Genomic DNA, 19,385 nt, shown 5'->3' with positions numbered 1-19,385 from the left:
TCAATTCCTTCGGGATGGCGGGCAATTCCCGCAATGGGGCTTTCGGTTTGCGTGGCATACATGCTCCTTAACGACATGTTATGCCCTACACACAAAATTCCTGACAGGCCCGGCTCTGCTTGCCGACCTCATCGCAATTTGCACCGCTTGCCCTCTCCCCCGCCCCTCTCCCGCTCGCGGGAGAGGAGAGCAAACCGGCAGTAGAATCCCGTCCTTCGTATTCCGCCAAGGACACCCCATGCAAAACCCCACCCTCACCACCCTCCGCGACGCCTTCGACCTCGTCTCCACCTTCACCCAGCAAACCGACCCGCAATACAAGGTCACCTCCGAAGCCGAAGCCCTGCAACTCGCCACGCACCGCCACTACAAGGGCGGTCTCTACCGGCGGCTCTTCGAATCGAAGCACAGCGAGACCGGCGACGTGCTGACGGTCTACGTTCACCTCTGGCCGCACGAGACGGGCGGCTGGGTGCGTCCTGCCGAGATGTTTCACGGCAAGCTGGCGGACGAACGCGTGCGCTTTGTGCCGTTGGAAGCAGAGTCAGCGGCGAACGAGGTAAAGTAGGCGCCTATTCGCTGACAGCCCGACCGGGCCTCCCAAGATCATGAGCAACCTGACTCCGAACGCAGACACGGCATTGCCCGTGCGACTCACCAGTTTTTCCCATGGTGGCGGCTGCGGCTGCAAGATCGCGCCCGGTGTGTTGTCGGAAATCCTGCGTGGCAGCACTGGCATGCCGATACCGAAGGAACTGCTGGTCGGTATCGAGACGTCCGACGATGCGGCGGTCTACCAGCTCAACGACGAGCAGGCCCTGATCGCGACGACCGATTTCTTCATGCCGATCGTCGACGATCCGTTTGACTTCGGCCGCATTGCCGCCACCAATGCCATCAGCGATGTCTATGCCATGGGCGGACGTCCGATCATGGCGCTGGCGCTCGTGGCCATGCCCGTGAACCAGTTGCCCATCGACGTGATCGGCCGCGTGCTCGAAGGCGGCCAGGCCGTGTGCCGCGCCGCAGGCATCCCGATTGCGGGTGGCCATACGATCGATTCCGTCGAACCGATCTACGGGCTGGTGGTGATGGGCCTCGCGCATCCGTCGCGCATCCGTCGTAACCGCGATGCACGCGCTGGCGACGTTCTCGTGCTCGGCAAGCCGCTTGGTGTGGGCGTCATGTCCGCCGCGCTCAAGAAGGGCGCGCTTGGCGATGCCGGTTACGCGCAATTGATCGACACCACCACGCGGCTCAATACGCCAGGCATTGCGCTGGCCGAACTCGACGGCGTGCACGCGCTGACCGATGTCACCGGCTTTGGCGTGGCCGGCCATACGCTGGAACTGGCGCGCGGCGCCGGGCTGCGCGCCGTGCTCGAATGGTCTCGCCTGCCACTGCTCGACGGCATTGCCACACTGGCCGCACAGGGCCATATCACCGGTGCGTCACGCCGCAATTGGGAAGGCTACGGCGCGGATGCCACGATAGAAACCGGCCTGCCCGATATCGCGCAGGCCATCGTCACCGATCCGCAGACCAGCGGCGGGCTGCTGGTCAGTTGCGCACCACATGCCGTGGAGCAGGTGCTGTCGATCTTCCACAAGGAAGGCTTTGCGCAGGCTGCCGTGGTGGGCCGCATGGAAGCTGGCGAACCGGGACTGACCGTTACTGCATGAAGCCGTTTGCACGCGTGGAAGATCGCCACGCCTTTGACACGATCGTTGATGCACGGACGCCCGCCGAGTTCGAGATCGACCATATTCCGGGTGCCATCAACTGCCCCGTGCTCGATAACGAGGAACGCCACATCGTCGGCACGCTCTACAAGCAGGCAGGCCCGTTCGAGGCCCGACGCGTGGGCGGTGCGATGGTGGCGGCCAACCTCGCGCGGCATTTGCGCGGCGCCTTTGCGGATCGTCCCGCCAACTGGAAACCACTGATCTATTGCTGGCGTGGCGGGCTGCGCAGCGGATCGATGACCACGTGGTTGCGCATGGTCGGATGGGATGCCCAGCAAATGGCGGGTGGATACAAGTCCTGGCGACGCCATGTGATCGGCATGATCGATGCCCAGGCGCCGCTTCTGCCGCTGGTAGTGATCTGCGGCGCCACGGGCAGCGCCAAGACCCGGCTGCTGCACGCCCTGGCCGCACGCGGCGAGCAGGTGCTCGACCTCGAAGGCATGGCGCGGCACAAGGGATCGCTGCTGGGCGCCCTGCCCGATATCGCGCAACCTTCGCAGACCGGTTTCGAGACGGCGCTGGGCAACGTGATCGAACAGATCGACTTCACGCGTGCGGTCTATGTGGAAGGCGAAGGCGCGCGGATCGGGCAACTGAACCTGCCTGTGCCGCTTGTGAGCCGGATGCGCGCCAGTCCTTGCATCGAAATCCAGGCGGCATGGCCGGCACGGCTCGATTACCTGCTGCAGGACTACGCCTACCTCGGCGACCGGCCCGACTGGCTCGCCGCACAGGTGGAGCGCCTGGCGCCGCTGCATGGGCGCAAGACCATTGCCGAGTGGCAGGCGCTGGCGCATGCGCACAACCTGCCCGCGCTGTTCACCGAACTGGCGCTCAAACACTATGACCCGTCGTATGTGCGCTCCCAGCGCACGCATTTCCACGCGTGGGGCGAGCGAGTGACGGTGCCTGCCGACGATCTCTCCGAGGCCGGCATCGCACGGCTCGCGAACGTGATTGCCGGACTGAGAGTGCCCCGCGCGTAACTTCAAGAACAGTCTGTTCCGCCACACGCGTTGCAAACAATTGGTCTGGATGGTATCGTGCGCCGCCATGAGTGAAGGCCAGCGACGTCCCGAGCAGCCGCAGTTGAAGATGCAATGGCGATGCCGACCCGCAGGCGCACGTCCAGAGCAAGCATGACCTCACAAGCCATTCCGGCGGCCGATCTTGACGCCGCCCTCGTCCGCGCGCGCGATGCGCTGCTGGCGCAGCAACACCCCGACGGCCACTGGTGTTTCGAACTCGAATCCGATGCCACCATCACGGCCGAATACGTCCTGATGATGCATTTCGTCGACGAGATCGACACCGATCTGCAGGCGCGCATGGCCCGCTACCTGCGCGCCACGCAGCGCCTGGAAGGCCATGGCGCCTGGGATCTCTACCTCGGCGGCGACGTGGACATCTCATGCAGCGTCAAGGCGTACTTTGCGCTGAAGGCGGCTGGCGATTCGCCCGACGCTCCGCACATGGTGCGCGCCCGCGAAGTCATCCTGGCACGCGGCGGCGCGGCGAAATCGAACGTCTTCACGCGGATTCTGCTGGCCACGTTCGGTGAGGTGCCCTGGCGCGCCACGCCGTTCATGCCTGTGGAGTTCATGCTGTTTCCGCGCTGGGCACCGATCCATCTGGACAAGGTGGCTTACTGGGCCCGCACGACGATGGTGCCGCTGCTGGTGCTCTGCGCCATGCGCGCACAGGCTCGCAATCCCCTCGGCATCCATATCCAGGAACTGTTCGTCACACCCCCTGAGCTGGAGCGCGAGTATTTCCCGCGCAAGCGCGGGCTGCAGGGCGCGTTCCTGAAGCTCGACCGCGTGGTGCGTCCCCTCGAACCGCTGATCCCGCGCGTCGTGCGCCGCCGCGCCATCGCCCGCGCGGTGAAGTGGAGCGAGGAGCGGATGAACGGCGAGGACGGCTTCGGCGGCATCTTCCCGCCGATGGTCTACAGCTACGAGATGATGGTGCTGATGGACTATCCCGAAGACCATCCGATGCGCCGCGATTGCCGCGACGCCTTGAAGAAGCTGATCGTGCATCGCGACGATGGCAGCGCCTACTGCCAGCCTTGCCTCTCGCCCGTGTGGGATACGGCATGGAGCCTGATGGCGCTGGAACAGGCACCCGCCAGCGAGCGAAGTGCCGCGGCCATTACCCGGGCCTACGACTGGCTCACGGAACGTCAGGTGCTCGACCAGTCCGGCGACTGGGACCAGAACGCCACGCCGGGCACCAGGCCGGGTGGCTGGGCATTCCAGTACGCCAATCCGTACTACCCCGACGTGGACGACACTGCCGTAGTGCTCGCCATGATCCACGCCCACGCACGGCGCACGAATCAGGAAGCCCGCTTCAAGCCGCACGTGGACCGCGCGATGGATTGGTCGATTGGGTTGCAGTCGAAAAACGGCGGCTTCGGCGCGTTCGACGCCAATTGCGACCGCAGCTATCTCAATGCGATTCCGTTTGCCGATCATGGCGCGCTGCTCGATCCGCCGACCGAGGATGTCTCGGGCCGCGTGCTGCTGGCGCTGGGCGTCACCAATCGTCCGCAAGACAAATCGGTGCGCGAACGCTGCATCGACTATCTGCGCCAGACGCAACAACGCGACGGCAGCTGGTGGGGCCGCTGGGGTACCAACTATATCTATGGGACGTGGAGCGTGTTGGCCGGCCTGGCGCTGTCCGGCGTGGACCGCCAGCAACCGATGGTGCGCCGCGCCGTGGAGTGGCTGCGCGCCAAGCAGCATCATGATGGCGGCTGGGGCGAAACCAACGACAGCTATATCGATCCCGCGCTCGCCGGCACGCATGTCTTCGGCAGCATGGCCGACCAGACCGCGTGGGGATTACTGGGGCAACTGGCGCTGGGCGAGCAAAAATCGGATTCGGTACGCCGTGGCGTCGAATATCTGATTCGCACGCAGCAGGCCGACGGGTTCTGGATGCACCCCTTCCATAATGCGCCGGGTTTCCCGCGAATCTTCCATTTGAAGTATCACGGTTATACAGCGTATTTTCCGCTGTGGGCGCTGGGGCGATATCGAAGGCTGGTGGTAGGGAAATCTGTTGTCTCCCAGCCGGTTTGCTCCCCTCTCCCGCAAGCGGGAGAGGGGCGGGGGAGAGGGCAAGCCGCTCAAGATGTGACAGCGGCTGTTTGAACCGCCAACCCTCTCCCCCTTCCCCCTCTCCCGCGCAGCGGGAGAGGGGGGCCTGCTTCAAGCGGATTCGAGGTTAAGCCGGCACCTGCGTTCGCCCTCCCTGCTCTTCCACGAACTGCCGTTTGGACGCCGCCACGTGTCCGGCAAATACTGGCCTGAGCACCGTGAATGCCAGGAAGGCCGCAATCAGGTCCATGGTGGCCACCGTGTAGAGCACCGTGGACCACGTGCCGGTCGCTTCCATGATCAGGTTGCCGATCGGTACGAACAGCGCGCCAATCCCCTTTGCCGTGTACAGCACGCCGTAGATCTTGCCGATGTGCTTGGTACCGAACGCGTCGCCGGCCAGTGCGGAGAACAGCGAGTAGACCTCGCCCCATGCCAGGAACACCAGCCCGGACAGCAGCAGGAACGCGTAGGGGTTACTGCCGAAGTAGCCGAGCGCGATAATCCCGATCCCTTCCAGCGAGAACGCGATCACCATGGTCTTCTCGCGGCCGATGTGGTCCGAGATCCAGCCGAACAGCGGTCGCGAGATGCCGTTCATGACGCGGTCGAGCATCAGCGCCAGCGGCAGCGCAGCCATCACGAAGAAGTGCAGGTCAACCTTGAAGTCCTTGACGCCGAGGTCCTTGGCGATCACGCCCAGCTGTGCCACGGCCATCATGCCGCCGGTCACCACCAGCACGAACATCACCAGCATCAGCCAGAACAGGCGGGTGCAAAGCGCTTCCTTGAGCGTGAAGTCGCGCGTCGACTGATAGATCTTGGTCGACAGCTTGACCTCCACATTCTGCGGTGCGCGCAGGAACCAGGCTGCCACGAATGCCAGCGAACCTTGCAGCAGGCCGAAGAACAGGAACGTGTGCTGGAAGCCTTGCGACTCGATCATCGCCGCGATCGGCAGGATGGTGGCCGCCGAACCCGCGCCGTAGCCGCCAGCCGTCAGGCCCACTGCCAGGCCGCGCCGGTCCGGGAACCACTTGATCGCATTGTTGATACAGGTGGCATAAATCGACCCTACGCCCAGCCCGCCGACAACTGCGCCGAAGTAGAAGCCCATCAGCGTCGTCGCCTGCGAATTGATGACCCAGGCGGCACCGATGAACAACGCGCCGAACGCCACCATCAGCCGTGGCCCGAATTTATCGATGAAGTAGCCCTCGATAGGCGCCAGCCAGGTTTGCACCAGCACGAAAATTGTAAAGGCAATCTGGATATTGGCTCGCGACCATCCAAATTCGTCCTGGATTTCCGGTACGAAGAGCGTCCACGCGTACTGGATATTCGCCGTGGCGATCATGCAGATCACGCCAACCAGCAGCTGTTTCCAGCGGGTGCTCTCGGAAATTTGCGGCTTGGGGCTCGCAGCCCCCGTCGATGCGTACGTCATTGCACGCTCCCTTTGTTCGATTGATGGGGATTTTGGTGGGGTGTGCGTCGACGCATTGGTAACCGGCATCCACTCCTGAAAATGGTCGCAAGCATTCTCGTGTCTCCTGTGTCTTTCTTATTATGTTTTGTGGATTCTGACTTCACGTGATATCCATGCGCCGCAGCCATGATGGCATGCGGACGACCTGGCCAGGAACAAGCAGGCATGGGACCTGCCGTCAAACGGGGGGAACTTGTCTTATTCTGAATCCATCTGAAAATCCTCCTATTATTAAATCCGCTGAATGAATGACAGATTTGTAATCTTCAACGTGTCACGTCCCGTAATGTTCGCGTAATGCTGCGCCGGGATGGATATAAGGTATGTGATATACCAGAAGAGTCAAGATAAATGCACAGCAGGGTTTTCACCATCCACCCCATTAGGATTGATTCGGAAGATGAATCAATGACAGCACGTCGATTCCATTTTGAAATAATGGATTATGAATTCACAAATCCAGGACAAAAAAAAGCCCGCAGGCTAGCACAAGCGGGCAGAGGCGTGGAGCGTGACACCAGTTCGCAACACGTGCCGTATTTATAGCGGAAGTTTTGTCGAAAATAACCCCCTTCAGGGTTTTCTCTAGATTAATTTGATTACAAGTTTGTCAGAATCAAAATGGAGATACGGGAAAACCACGAATTAAGGAAGATAACTATTCGATACTCATCATGGAATGCGCAATGGATCACATTGAAAACGAAGGAAAAACTGTGTTCCCGCTACAACGTCCTGCCTTTAGTCGGATTTCGAGAAATTGACAGTCGGCACCTGCCCTGTTATTAATAACCATTCGCATTTGTATTGCGTGTCACTGCAAGGCTAGCCGGGCATCCGCTCACGGGACAGCATGTAGTAACCGATGACGGGTCAGACCATGAGTACGCCGGGCGCTACGCTGCCTTCCTTGCCTTCCACGATCGAATCCCTGTATTGCGACCACCACGCATGGCTCAAGGGTTGGCTGCACCGCCGCGTGGGCAGCGCCGATCAAGCTGCGGATCTCGCACAGGACACGTTCGTGCGCCTGCTCAATAGCGAGCGGGTGCCAGCCCAGCTCGACGAACCGCGCGCCTACCTGACCACCGTGGCCAGGAACCTGATGTCGAATCAATGGCGGCGCGAGCAACTCGAACGGGCTTACCTCGATGCACTGGCGCAGGCGCCCTATCAAGTCGAACTCTCTCCGGAAGATCGCGCGATCCTGCTGGAAACGCTGTTCGAACTGGACCAGTTGCTCGATGGTCTGGCCCCCGCCGTGCGAGAGGCCTTCCTGCTGACGCAACTCGACGGACAAACGCACGCGCAGGTAGCGGAGACCCTTGGCATTTCGATTCCCACGGTCAAGCGCTATGTGGTCAAGGGACTGCAGCAGTGCTACTTCGCCGACCTGTCCTTCGTAGGCTGACGCGCCATGCCTACATCTTCCTGGTATCGCGCCACGGCCGATGCGGCCACGATTCCCGCAAGCGTGGCCGAGCGTGCGGTCGAATGGGTGGTGGCGTTGCAGGATGCGGATGGCGCATCGCACGTCACCGACGCATGGCGTCGCTGGCGTGCCGAACATCCTGACCATGAGCGGGCCTGGCAGCGTATCGAATCCGTCCGTAGCCGGCTGCAGCCCCTGGCATCGCCCGGCACAGCGGATATCGCCCGCAGTGCGCTAACGCACGGGCCGACCGTGCCGTCACCGCGTTCGGAAGCCCAGCGTCGCACGGCACGCCGGCATGCATTGAAGACACTCGCCACGCTGGCCTTCGCCACGGGGTTGACGGCCGCGGCGCGCGAATACACGCCGTGGCGCCAATGGTCCGCCGACTATCGCACCGGCGTAGGCGAGCGGCGCACCGTGATGCTGACCGACGGTACGCAGTTGATGCTGAATACCGATACCGCGGTCGATCTTGCTTTCACTGACGTCGAACGTCGCGTACGCCTCGTGTCCGGGGAAATCCTCGTCACCACGGCCAAGGACCCGCTCCCGACGCCGCGCCCCTTCCTCATCGAAACCGCGCAGGGCACGGCCCGCGCGCTCGGCACACGCTACTCGGTGCGCCAGCGCGAGAACGACACCGAGGTCTGCGTCTTCCAGGGCGCCGTGGAAATTCGCCCGCGCGATAACACCGCGCATCCGCATGTCATGCAGGCCGGCCTGTGCTCGGTCTTCAACCGCGAAGCCGTGGAGCAGGCTGGGCCGGCCGATACCGCGCGCATCGCCTGGGCCGAAGGGTTCATCGTGGCCCGCAGCATGCGACTGGACGATTTCATTGCCGAGCTGCGGCGCTACAGCCGCGCGAACCTGTCGTGCGACCCGTCCATTGCGGGCGTACGCGTATCCGGCTCGTTCCCGCTGGACAACCTCGACAAGGTATTGCAGACGCTGAGTTCCACGTTGTTCCTGCAGAAGGAAACCGTGACCCGGCTCTGGGGCCAGGACGAAATCCGCCTGATGCCGGGACGCCGAAGCTGACAATCCGATACTGCAAAAATAATTCCGGGAAAGCTGATCCGTTTTCAGATCTCGCGGGTCATGGAGGGTAAGCACTTCTATCCCTTCCATTCAAAAGGTCTGTCCATGGGTCCGGTCCAGGCGCGCAAGCGTGAGTCAATTCCTGTTTTTCGTCGCAAACTGCTGACCTCCCTGGTGGGCCGCATTGCGCTGGGCGCCATGGTTGGCGCTCCAATGGTGGCGATGCCGCTGCCCGCGCATGCCCAGGCAGCGCGTAACTACAGCATTCCCGCCGGCACGCTCGAAGACACGCTGAGCCGCTTTGGCCGCGATGCCGGCATCATGCTGTCCTTCAAGCCCGAAATCACCACCGGCAAGCAGAGCGCCGGCCTGAGCGGCACCTACACGCCGCGCAGCGGACTCGATACGCTGCTGGCCGGCACCGGCCTGGAGTTATCCCAGCAATCGAATGGCAGCTATCTGATCAATGGCCCGGTCAGCAGCGGGTCTGCGGACGGCACCATGCTGCCGGCAGTGACCGTCGTTGCCGCAGCCGACGGCCTGCCGTCCGCCTACGCCGGCGGCCAGGTGGCGCGCGGCGGCGGCCTGGGTGTGCTGGGTTCGGCCAATGTGCTGGACCAGCCGTTCAGCACCACCAACTACACGGCCGAGTTCCTCGACAACACGCAGGCCAAGACGCTGGCCGATGTAGTCATCAACGATTCATCGGTACGGGTGCTGACCTCGCGCGGCGGCTTTGGCGAGGATTTCCAGATCCGTGGCTATACGGTGGCCAGTGGCGACGTGGGCCTCAACGGCCTGTACGGCATGGCATCGTCGAGCCGCATGCCCGCCGCGATCATGGAGCGCGTGGAAGTGCTCAAGGGACCGGGCACGCTGATGTACGGCATCGGCCCGAGCGGCAGCATCGGCGGCGCAATCAACGTGGTCACCAAGCGCGCCGAGGACGAACCACTGACGCGACTGACCACCACCTACGAAAGCAAGTCCCTGTTCGGCGTGCAGGCCGACGTAGGCCGCCGCTTTGGCGAGAACAAGGAATGGGGCGTGCGCGTGAATGGCGTGTTCAAGGGCGGCGATACCACCCTCGACGATGGCCGCCAGAAGCTGGGCGTGGGCGCGCTGGCGCTCGACTATCGCGGCAAGAAGCTGCGCTGGACGCTGGACACGTACACCCAGCACGAAGGCACCGACAATTTCCGCTCGCAGATCGGCTTCCTGCCCAGCGTGACCTCGCTGCCCAAGGCACCTTCCGCGCACCGCAACTTCTATCCCGGCACCGAACTCTGGCTGCATGACACCGCCGTGATGTCGCGCCTCGAGTACGACATTTCGGACAACCTGACGGTCTACGCCGCTGGCGGCTATCGCGACGGCACCGCCTACCAGACGTTCCCGTCTGGCCCGGCCAATGCGCAGGGCGTGTTCAACGCGACCAATTCGTACTACGACTCGTACAGCAAGACGTCGACCGTGGACGTGGGCGCCCGTGCGAAATTCAACACGTTCGGTGTTCGCCACCTGGTGACGGCCAGCTTCGCGCGCCTGGATCAGGAACTGGGCAACGCCTACGTGCCGTCATCCACCGGCGCCATCACGTCCAGCATCTACAATCCGGTGCCACTGCCGCCGGTCGTCGGCACGCGTATCGACGCGACCAAGGCATCGGAGACGGCGCTGACCAGCTTCACGCTGACCGATACGCTGTCGATGCTCGACGATCGCCTGCTGCTGACCGGCGGCTTCCGCCACCAGCGCGTGGTGCTGGACAACTACAGCACCACCACGGGCGCGCAGACGGCCAGCTACGACCAGAGCGCCGTGTCGCCGGTTGCCGGCATCGTCGTCAAGCCGCTGCAGAACGTGTCGGTGTATGGCAACTTTACGTCAGGCCTGTCGCGCGGCGGCGTGGCGCCGGTCACGGCGTCCAATGCCGGCCAAGTGTTCCCGCCGTACAAATCGAACCAGTACGAGGCCGGCGTCAAGGCCGACTGGGGCAAGATGACCACCACGGTGTCGGTGTTCCAGATCGACCGCCCGAGCGCCGTGACGAATCCGCTGAACAACTACTACAGCTTCGACGGCGAGCAGCGCAATCGCGGCGTGGAACTGTCCGCTTATGGCGAAGCCGTGCGCGGCCTGCGCCTGATGGCCAGCGCCACGTTCTACGACGCCAAGCTCAAGAAGACGGCCGGTGGCGTGAACGATGGCAAGGATGCCAACGGCGTGCCCGACTATACGTTCAACCTGGGCGCGGACTGGGATATGCCGTGGGTGCCGGGCCTGAGCCTGAACGGCCGGATCATTCATACGTCGTCACTGTTCTTCAATGCCGCGAACACGCTGAGCATGCCGAGCTGGACGCGCTACGACATCGGTGCCCGTTATCGCACCAAGGTTATGGGGAAATCGGTCGTATTCCGTGCGAATATCGAGAATCTTTTCAACTCGAACTACTGGCTCGTGAGCGGAACGTACGCTACCGTTGCGGCACCGCGCACGGTGCTGCTGTCCGCGCAGTTCGACTTCTGATTCCACTCAACCTGAGACCGTCATGAAAACTTCCGTCAAGTTCGCCGCGCTCACCGGCGCCCTGCTCTGCCTGGCCTCCGCTGCGCAAGCCCACCAAGTCTGGATCGAACAGCCTGCCGGCCAGGGCGCCGTGCTCCGCTTCGGCGAGTTTGGCGAGAACCTGCGCGAAGTGTCGCCGGGCCTGCTCGACAAGTTCGGTGCGCCCACGGCCACGCTGATCGCCTCCAGTGGCGAGAAGACGGGGAATGGCGTGAAGACCCCCACGGGCTTCACGCTGCCGTTCACGGCCGGTCAACGCGATGTACTGTTGGCCGAAGACGCTCGCTACCCGCTGCGCACCTTCAAGCGCGGCGACCAGGACGTCACCAGCCGCTACTACCCCGCCGCGCGCTGGATCTCGGACTTCGCGCCGCAGCAGCCGAAACTGGCGCTCGACATCGTGCCCGCCGGCCAGCCCGGCCAGTTCAAGGTGTTCTACCAGGGCAAGCCGCTGCACAAGGCCAAGGTGGCACTGGTGACGCAATCCGGCTGGGCCAAGGAAGCGCACGCCGACGAACAGGGCCTGGTCACTTTCGACATGCCGTGGAAAGGCGTCTACGTGGCGGAAGTCGGCCACACCGACGCCACGCCCGGCGAACGCCAGGGTGCCAACGGTGTGGAGACATTCACGACCGTCAGCTACGTGACCTCGGCCACGTACGTAAAGCGCGATGGCATCGAAGCCCTGCCGGCAGGTCCGGCCGCTACGCCGAACAAGTAATCGGGACGGACGACGGCGCGGATGCGTCGTCGGGCATAGTAGGGAATTGGTAGAACTGGGGCCGCTCGTTGTTGAGCGGCCTTTTTTATTGCTTCGTTCTCTCAAGCATCCAGCCCCACCCCACCAAACGAGAATCGCGGAAACTCCGCGACCATGAAGTCGACGAAGACCCGCGTGCGAACTGGAAGATGGCGGCGGCTCTGGTAGCAGATGTAATGACCGAGGTCGTTGGGTAGTCCGTCAGCCAGCGTCACCACCAGTTCGTTGGCCGCAAGATGGTCGGCAATCTGGAAATCGGCGAGTTGGGCAACGCCCCATCCCTGCAGCACCGTGTGCAGCACCATATCCGAGTTGTTGACGGTGAATCGGGATTTCGGTGCATGTTTGCGGATGCGGCCATCGATCTGGAATTCCCATTCGGCGGGACGGCCATTGTTCACGCGATGGCTGATGCACTGATGCCGGGCCAGCTCCTCCAGCGTCCGTGGCAAACCATGCCTGTCTACGTAGGATGGTGCCGCGCAGACTGCCCTGCGCATCGGCCCGAGCCGTCTGGCGATGATGCTGGAATCCTCGATGCGTCCGCTGCGGAAGCCCACATCGATATCGTCCACCGAGTGGTCCATGGGTCCGTCGTCCAGCACCAGATGAATGGAGATATCGGGATATTCGTGCGAGAACTTTTCCAGCAACGGTGCCAATACCTTTCGCCCAAAACATGCCGGTGTCCCGATCTTGATCAGGCCGGTGGGCGGCCCCTGGCGCAGTTCCAGCATTTCGTTCATCGCCTCCGCCATTTGTGCAATGCCTTGATGGCAGTTATCGAAGAAGCGGCGTCCCTCGTGGGTCAGATGCGTGTTGCGCGTGGTGCGAATCAGCAGCCGGGTACACAGTTGGGTTTCCAGCTTCTGCACGTTGCGGCTGATGGCCGAGCGGCTGATGCCGAGTCGTTCGCCTGCCTTGGCAAAACTACCTTCCGTCGCCACGGCCATGAACGCCATGATGCCGGTGTAGCTCGCGCCAAAGCTCGCGGACAGTGCGTCGGCGCGACGCAAAGGCACCCTGCTATTGCTATGCGCCAATATCAGCGAGGATTCCGTTGCCATACCCATCGTTTTCTTCTCCACGCGCCAGTACGCTCTGCGCGTGACATTCTTCCACGATGGAAATGGGCGGGATGTGCCATCCTTGCGCATCCGTATGCCGATCTTGCTGTCGATGTGGCAGCCGAACGCTCACGCTACTCCCGGCCGGGATATTGGCCGGGCGTGTAGCCCGTGGCCTTGCGGAAGGCGCGCGTGAACGTGGCCTGCGAGGAGAAATTCAGCTCCACCGCAATTTCCAGCAGCGATAACTGGCCCAGCCGCAGCAGCGCCTTGGCGCGTTCGATGCGAAGATCGGTGACATACCGGTAAGGCGATTTACCCGTAGCCGCCTTGAAAGCGCGGACAAAATGGAAACGGCTCAGGCAGGCAATACCCGCCAGATCCTCCAGTCGAATATCGCCTTCCAGATTTGCCCGGATATAGTCCACGACACGCCGCATGCGGTGTTGCGCCAGATCGACGCCCATCTCCAGTCCCCGCATGCGCAATGCGGCGACATTCGCGCGCCGGTGCAGCATCCGCACGGCCAGACTGCCCGCCAGGCTTTCGATCAACAAGTCGCCGCCGGGTGTTGCCTCGCGCAGTTCGGCCAGGATGACCAGTCCGATCTGCGCAATCAGCGGGTCTTCGAATCCCCGATCGAAATAGAACGTATTGGCTTCGCCGCCGGCAACGCTGTCCCCCAGGGCTTCCGCCGTAAACAAGGCAGGGTCGAGGTACAGATGGAGCATGCCGGGCAACAACGTAGAAATCGACACCTCGTCTTCCTGCACGCCTTCCGGGCAAAGCCACACCGTGCCTCGCTTGGCGAGCGTACGATCCACGATGCCGTAGCCGGTGCGCGTTACCACCGCCGATGTACTGCCGTGCGGATCGATCACCAGTTCGTTGATCGGCAATCCGGCATTGCGTGTGATGATGCCCCCGCTATGGTCGCGGACTTCGGCCAGGAGTCCGGACCAGGCGCGCTCCGCCGATGACAGTACGAGCGTCGCTTCGTTATATTTTTCGCGGAACTGGAACGGGGATGGATTGTGCATCGGACGCGTATCGGGAGGGCTCCGGAAGTTTAACCTGATTACCCCGTGGCTTCCGACAGCGTTCCTTCGGAAGCACATTTCTAGGTGTTTTCCGGATTATCCGCAATAATCGCGGGCATTCGTTTCGAATAAGCGCGCCGAAGAATTCCATGGATGAAACAAAAGACCTGTCCGGTGGCAGTGAAGCGCTGATGGCGCTCATCGACGGCGGCATGCCACCCGAAATTTTCGTGCCCAACGCGCTACGCGTGGCACGGGCATTGGCACTGGTACACGACGCTGGCCTCATCCATGGCGGGCTGACGCCTTCGAATATTCTGATCTACCGCGACGATCCCAGCGCACGGCTGAAAGGATTCCGGGGACAACATCCCAACGTCGCGCTCTCGGATTTTTCCAGCGGAACGGAATGGGAGATCGACCGGGAATTCCTGCATTACATGGCGCCGGAAGCCACCGGCCGGGTCAATCGCGCATTCGATGCACGCTCCGACCTGTATTCGCTGGGCTGCGTGTTTTTTCACATGCTGACCGGCCACGTGCTGTTCCCCGGACTCTCCACCTCGGAACAGATCCATGCCCATATCGCCCGCCCGCCCGATGAAGCCGTCATCGCCAATCTCGGACGCGATGTCGGTGGGCATCTGGTCGGCATTCTCAACCGTCTGCTTGCAAAGGAGCCCGATGAGCGTTACCAACGGGCGGCCGATGTTGTTGACGATCTGCTGGCATGGCAATTCGCCAGTGCTCCGCAATCATCGAATCTGCGGCAGGCACCGCGATCCGCGCTGGCATCATTTCGCACCAACAGACTGATTGGCCGTCATGTGGAACTGGCCAGCCTTCGTCGCGCAATGCAGGGCGAAGACGACGCACACAGGTTGTGGCTGGTCGAAGGTCCGGCGGGCATTGGCAAAACTGCGTTGATCGATCATTTCCGACTGGGCATCGATCCGGAATCCTGCGAGTTCGCCCAAGGCAAATGCGAACAGGGCGATGGTGCCACCCCCTATGCCAGCCTCTCCCGCGCCCTGTATGCCTTGCTGAGAACGGTACTCGGATATTCTCCGAAGCGGTTCGACGGCTTGCAGACAATCCTTCTGGAAGCGCTTGCCGAGGAGTCGTCGATGATCACGACGATTTTCCCGGAGTTCAGCTTGCTGCTGGGCGAACACACGCATACACCGGCGGTCTCGGCGCATGCCGAAAGGCGGCGGTTCCTTGAAGCCGTTGCCCGACTCTTGAGTGCATTCACCGCGCAAGACCGGCGGCTCATGCTATGTCTGGACGACTTGCATTGGGTGGACGAAGCGACGCTGGAGGTGGTTGCCCATGTCATGCGGCATCCGCTCTGCGCGCGAGTGCTGTTCGTTGCCGCCATGCGCGACGGCCAATCCGAAAACCAGGGCGTTCACGTGCGTCCGTTTATCCTGGCCAACCGGGTGCAACGCATGTCGATCGGCCCGCTTTCCGAAACGGAAGTGGGCGGACTGCTCCGCGCGGTGCTCGCGTATCAGGTCGGCAATATCGATGTGGTGGAGCGCGCGGTGTTTCGCGGTGCGGGCGGCAATCCGCTTCACACCATTCAGTTTGTCCGGTCGCTGATCGACGACAACCTCATGGTGTTCAACGAGGCCGATGGAGAATGGGCCGCCTCGCTGCCGGAAATCGAGGCACGGTCGAACACCTCCAGCGTGGTGGAACTCCTGTCAACGCGATTGGCACTACTGTCCGACGACGCGCGCCTGGCGTTGCAGTATCTGGCGGTCCTGGCAGAGCCATCTTCGATCGGGATGCTGGCGGCGGCCATGCAGCAGCCCGCAGACCTCGTGGAGCGTTCACTGCGGGTAGCCGTTGCAGAGCAACTGGTGGAATGGAAAGACGAGCAATATGCCTTCGCGCACGACCGGTTCAGGGAAGCGGTTTATCAGACGTTGAGTGAATCCGAACAGCACGAAAAACATCTGGAAGTGGGCTGCAACCTGTGGAACGATGGGCCACGAGACGCGCTCAAGGTCAGCGTCTTCGTCGTGGCCAACCATCTGGACAAGGGGCTGCTTTACTGTGAAGAGACACTAAAACATCCTGGCGAGGAAAATCGCCGGCGTCAGTTTGCTCTCATCATGCTGGAGGCCGCCATCAAGGCCAGGGATGCCACGGCTTACGAGTCGGCGATATCGTATCTCGTCAACGCCGGGAAGCTGTTGCGAAACGGTGCCGACAGGCATGGCGGGGAAAACGCAGACCTGCTCTCGCTGATCGAATTGAGAATCGGGGAGTGTGAATTCGCCTCGATGCGAATCGCGGCGGCTTCGGAACGACTGGCCGCCATGCCGGCGCACCGCCTCGATGCCCGGGACCGCGCGGAATGGATCCGGCTGCGCCTGGCCATGTACGTGGCACTGGATCAACCGGACAAAGGCGTGGAAATCGGCTTCCGCTACCTCGCGGAAGAAACCGGTATCGAAATCCCCAGGGATAACCCCATCCGGGACATCGAACTGGAGTATCGACGGCTGCTGACGCTCTACGGCAACCGTAGCGTCGACGAACTCATCCAGCTGGATCTGATGGTTGACGCGCGCATCCGCAACGCGATGGATGTCATGACGGACCTGATTCCGGCCGTGCAGTTCACCAGCCCCGATCTGGTGGAAGTGCTCATGCTGCGGATGATCAATTTCGGTCTCGAATATGGGCATTGCGATGCCTCGTGCTATGCATACGTCTGTCTGAGCTTTATTGCGGGCGCACGATACGGAGACTATGCAACCACCGCCGTCTTCAGCGAACTCGCGATGCGGCTGCCGCACGAGCGCGGGCTCAGGTTGTACGCGGGCCGCGTGCAGATGTGCTACGGCGCGCTCAGTCTGCCGTGGACAGGGCCGGCATCCGAGGCACGGCGGCACCTTGAGGAAGCGACGGTACTGACCGACCGTCAGGGCGACGCGACGTTCGCGGTGTATTCACGCCGGCATATTGTCACCAACCTGATTTTTACCGGCGGGCCACTGTCCGACGCGCAACGCATTGCCGAGGACGGGCTCAGGCTGGCGCGGGACGCCGAGTTCGCGCTGGTGGTCGATGCGTTCATGGCGCAGGCGTGGCTCATCCGTGAACTCAGGGGCGTGCCGCTCGATATCGGGCTACGCGACCCCAACCTCGGCGCCGTGGATTACGTCGAATTGCTCGCTGACTGCATCAGCGGCAACTTCGACCGCGACATTGCAGCGTTCGCGTTCTGGGCCTACCGCCTGCAGGCCGCATTCCTGTGGGGAAACATGCGCGAAGGGTTGCAGGCCGAGGCACGGGCCATCGATACCGAGTGGGCGTCTACCGCGTTTCTGGAGAATGCCGATTTCGTCTTCTACAGTGGGCTGCTGCGTATCGCGCTGGCCAAATCCGCAACGGACGAAGCGCGCGACACCCACACTCGTCACGCCGCAGACCGGATTCTCCAGATGCAGCGCTGGGCGCAGGCGAACCCCGAAAATTTCCTGTCCCGCGAACGATTGCTCTGCGCGGAATATGCATCGCTGACGGGCGACGACGCGCAGTGCCTCCCCCTCTACGAAACGGCCATCTCCCTGGCCGAGCGTGCCTGTGACATGCATGTGCTGGGCGTCGCCACGGAACTGGCCGCGCAGTTTGCTGGCCGGTGCGGATTGCGATCCGCGCAGCGTGGCTATCTGGAGCAGGCCAGGACCGCCTATGCGAACTGGGGTGCCGACGCCAAGGTGCGGCATCTGGAGACCGCATTCCCTGCGTTGCGGATGGCAAAACAGGCTGGGTTTTCCGCACTCGAAGATCCCCTGTCGTGGAACGAGCAAGGCTTTGAAACCGAAGTGGTACTGCGGGCAGTCCGTGCCTTGTCCGGCGAAATATCGCTGCAGCAAGTCATGACGGTCATCCTCCAGAATGCCCTGCAATATGCGGGCGCGGAGCGCGCCGTGCTTTGCCTGCTGGAGGATGGCGCGCTGCATGGCGCCGCGCACGCACGGCTGGTACAGGGGCAACTGGACATCAACCTGGATCGCAAGCCCATTTCGCCGGAGCTGGTTTCCACATCGATTGCCTACCTGACGCTGCGCAGCAAGCAGTCCGTCGTCATCGAGGATGCACGCGACGATCCCCAGCATGGGCTCGACAGCTATATCCGCGCCCACCGTTCGCGGTCCATCATGTGCGTGCCATTGGTCAAGCAGGGTGCACTCACCGGGTTGCTGTACCTGGAGAACGCGCTGATCGCCGGGGTGTTCAATCCCACACGGGTGAGAACGCTGGAGGTGCTAGCGTCGCAGGCGGCCGTGTCGCTGGAAAACGCCAAGCTCTACGAGAGCGTGGAAGCCGAACACCAGCGCCGCGCGGACGCCGAACGCCGCGTCCGGGAAACGCAGGGCAAGCTGGCCCGCGCGGCGCGGCTGACCGAACTGGGGGAATTCGCGGGATTCATCGTGCATGAGATCGGCCAGCCCATTACCGCGCTGGGTACAAGCGCCCGTGCCGCCGTGCGGTGGCTGAATCGGGATACGCCGAACATCAAGGAAGCCGTGGCAGCCATCGAGAAAATCTCGGCCAGCGGCGAGCGGGCGAGACAGATCATGGAAAGCCTGCGGGCCATGGTGCGCGAGTCTCGCCCGAAAGTACTGCCCGTGGACATCCACGAAGCGATTCTCGAAGTATTCAGCGTGCTGGAGGAACGCATCGCCGCCGGAAACGTGGGGATCTCCACAAGCTTTGCGCCGGACGTCGAGATCGTGTTCGGTGATCGCGTGCTGCTGCAACAGGTGATCATGAACCTTGTCACCAATGCGCTCGAAGCAATGAACGACGTGGAGGTCCGCGAAAAATCCATTTCGGTCCAGACACAAATCGACGAGCACGGCATGGTCTGGGTGTCGGTCAGCGATACCGGACCCGGTATCGCCGCGGACATCGCGGGGCAGCTTTTCGACTCGCTTGCCACCACCAAGGGCTACGGCATGGGCATGGGGCTATCCATCTGCAAATCGATCCTGGAAGCCCACGGCGGCGAAATCGAGGTGTGCAATGACACGTCCACCGGCGCCGTATTCTGCTTTTCCATCCCCAGCCGTCCTCCGGCGGACACTGCCCGCTGACCATCGT

General features: G+C 62.4%; 12 protein-coding genes. 9 read left to right on the top strand and 3 right to left on the bottom strand.

Annotation, left to right across the window (positions count from 1 at the left end; all coding sequences use genetic code 11):
- Positions 1–343 precede the first annotated feature (343 nt).
- The 4 genes from FFS21_RS23265 to shc all read left to right on the top strand — a co-directional run bounded on the left by FFS21_RS23265 (position 344) and on the right by shc (position 4,912).
- Positions 344–568, top strand: a complete 225-nt coding sequence (locus FFS21_RS23265) for a DUF1653 domain-containing protein (protein ID WP_237380761.1) — start codon at positions 344–346, stop codon at positions 566–568.
- 40 nt (positions 569–608) lie between these two features.
- The gene (selD, locus tag FFS21_RS23260) at positions 609–1,682 is read left to right on the top strand and encodes a selenide, water dikinase SelD (protein WP_137927095.1); all 1,074 of its coding nucleotides are present in this window, start codon (positions 609–611) and stop codon (positions 1,680–1,682) included.
- On the top strand, positions 1,679–2,734 hold the full coding sequence (mnmH, locus tag FFS21_RS23255) for a tRNA 2-selenouridine(34) synthase MnmH (RefSeq protein ID WP_137927094.1): 1,056 nt from the start codon (positions 1,679–1,681) through the stop codon (positions 2,732–2,734). Before selD ends, mnmH begins: the two co-directional genes overlap by 4 nt.
- A 153-nt stretch (positions 2,735–2,887) precedes the next feature.
- Complete coding sequence (gene shc / locus FFS21_RS23250) at positions 2,888–4,912, top strand: squalene--hopene cyclase (RefSeq protein ID WP_137927093.1); 2,025 nt, start codon at positions 2,888–2,890, stop codon at positions 4,910–4,912.
- 73 nt (positions 4,913–4,985) lie between these two features.
- Here shc and oxlT read toward each other — a convergent pair whose 3' ends face one another.
- Positions 4,986–6,305: an oxalate/formate MFS antiporter gene (gene oxlT, locus FFS21_RS23245; RefSeq protein ID WP_137927092.1), complete on the bottom strand. Its 1,320-nt coding sequence runs from the start codon at positions 6,303–6,305 to the stop codon at positions 4,986–4,988.
- Positions 6,306–7,227: 922 nt separating this feature from the next.
- On the opposite strand from oxlT, the gene FFS21_RS23240 reads away from it, so the two are divergent.
- The 4 genes from FFS21_RS23240 to FFS21_RS23225 all read left to right on the top strand — a co-directional run bounded on the left by FFS21_RS23240 (position 7,228) and on the right by FFS21_RS23225 (position 12,112).
- Complete coding sequence (locus FFS21_RS23240; RefSeq protein ID WP_137927097.1) at positions 7,228–7,758, top strand: sigma-70 family RNA polymerase sigma factor; 531 nt, start codon at positions 7,228–7,230, stop codon at positions 7,756–7,758.
- 6 nt (positions 7,759–7,764) lie between these two features.
- On the top strand, positions 7,765–8,820 hold the full coding sequence (locus FFS21_RS23235; RefSeq protein WP_137927091.1) for a FecR domain-containing protein: 1,056 nt from the start codon (positions 7,765–7,767) through the stop codon (positions 8,818–8,820).
- Between the two features lie 105 nt (positions 8,821–8,925).
- Positions 8,926–11,352: a TonB-dependent receptor gene (locus FFS21_RS23230; RefSeq protein WP_137927090.1), complete on the top strand. Its 2,427-nt coding sequence runs from the start codon at positions 8,926–8,928 to the stop codon at positions 11,350–11,352.
- 22 nt (positions 11,353–11,374) lie between these two features.
- Positions 11,375–12,112 (top strand): DUF4198 domain-containing protein, encoded by a 738-nt coding sequence (locus FFS21_RS23225; protein WP_137927089.1) that lies wholly within the window; start codon positions 11,375–11,377, stop codon positions 12,110–12,112.
- 101 nt (positions 12,113–12,213) lie between these two features.
- On the opposite strand, the gene FFS21_RS23220 is transcribed toward FFS21_RS23225, so the two are convergent.
- Positions 12,214–13,113: a LysR family transcriptional regulator gene (locus tag FFS21_RS23220; RefSeq protein WP_249359587.1), complete on the bottom strand. Its 900-nt coding sequence runs from the start codon at positions 13,111–13,113 to the stop codon at positions 12,214–12,216.
- A 239-nt stretch (positions 13,114–13,352) separates the two neighbouring features.
- Positions 13,353–14,258 carry a helix-turn-helix transcriptional regulator gene (locus FFS21_RS23215; RefSeq protein ID WP_160473682.1) on the bottom strand — a complete coding sequence of 302 codons (906 nt, stop codon included), beginning with the start codon at positions 14,256–14,258 and terminating at the stop codon, positions 13,353–13,355.
- A gap of 149 nt (positions 14,259–14,407) precedes the next feature.
- Between FFS21_RS23215 and FFS21_RS23210 the strand changes: the two genes are divergently transcribed.
- Positions 14,408–19,378, top strand: coding sequence for a trifunctional serine/threonine-protein kinase/ATP-binding protein/sensor histidine kinase (locus FFS21_RS23210; RefSeq protein ID WP_137927086.1), 4,971 nt, complete (start codon positions 14,408–14,410; stop codon positions 19,376–19,378).
- Positions 19,379–19,385: the final 7 nt, after the last annotated feature.

Source organism: Cupriavidus sp. 2SB, from assembly GCF_005503625.1.
Classification (GTDB): Bacteria; Pseudomonadota; Gammaproteobacteria; order Burkholderiales; family Burkholderiaceae; genus Cupriavidus.
Note: the sequence above shows the minus strand (reverse complement) of the source record. Positions and strands in the feature narration are given on the sequence as shown.

Coding starts and splice junctions, on each gene's coding strand:
- FFS21_RS23220 (WP_249359587.1), bottom strand. CDS start 13,113: ATGGCGTTCATGGCCGTGGCGACGGAAGGTAGTTTTGCCAAGGCAGGC.
- FFS21_RS23230 (WP_137927090.1), top strand. CDS start 8,926: ATGGGTCCGGTCCAGGCGCGCAAGCGTGAGTCAATTCCTGTTTTTCGT.
- shc (WP_137927093.1), top strand. CDS start 2,888: ATGACCTCACAAGCCATTCCGGCGGCCGATCTTGACGCCGCCCTCGTC.
- FFS21_RS23240 (WP_137927097.1), top strand. CDS start 7,228: ATGAGTACGCCGGGCGCTACGCTGCCTTCCTTGCCTTCCACGATCGAA.
- FFS21_RS23225 (WP_137927089.1), top strand. CDS start 11,375: ATGAAAACTTCCGTCAAGTTCGCCGCGCTCACCGGCGCCCTGCTCTGC.
- mnmH (WP_137927094.1), top strand. CDS start 1,679: ATGAAGCCGTTTGCACGCGTGGAAGATCGCCACGCCTTTGACACGATC.
- FFS21_RS23235 (WP_137927091.1), top strand. CDS start 7,765: ATGCCTACATCTTCCTGGTATCGCGCCACGGCCGATGCGGCCACGATT.
- FFS21_RS23210 (WP_137927086.1), top strand. CDS start 14,408: ATGGATGAAACAAAAGACCTGTCCGGTGGCAGTGAAGCGCTGATGGCG.
- oxlT (WP_137927092.1), bottom strand. CDS start 6,305: ATGACGTACGCATCGACGGGGGCTGCGAGCCCCAAGCCGCAAATTTCC.
- selD (WP_137927095.1), top strand. CDS start 609: ATGAGCAACCTGACTCCGAACGCAGACACGGCATTGCCCGTGCGACTC.
- FFS21_RS23215 (WP_160473682.1), bottom strand. CDS start 14,258: ATGCACAATCCATCCCCGTTCCAGTTCCGCGAAAAATATAACGAAGCG.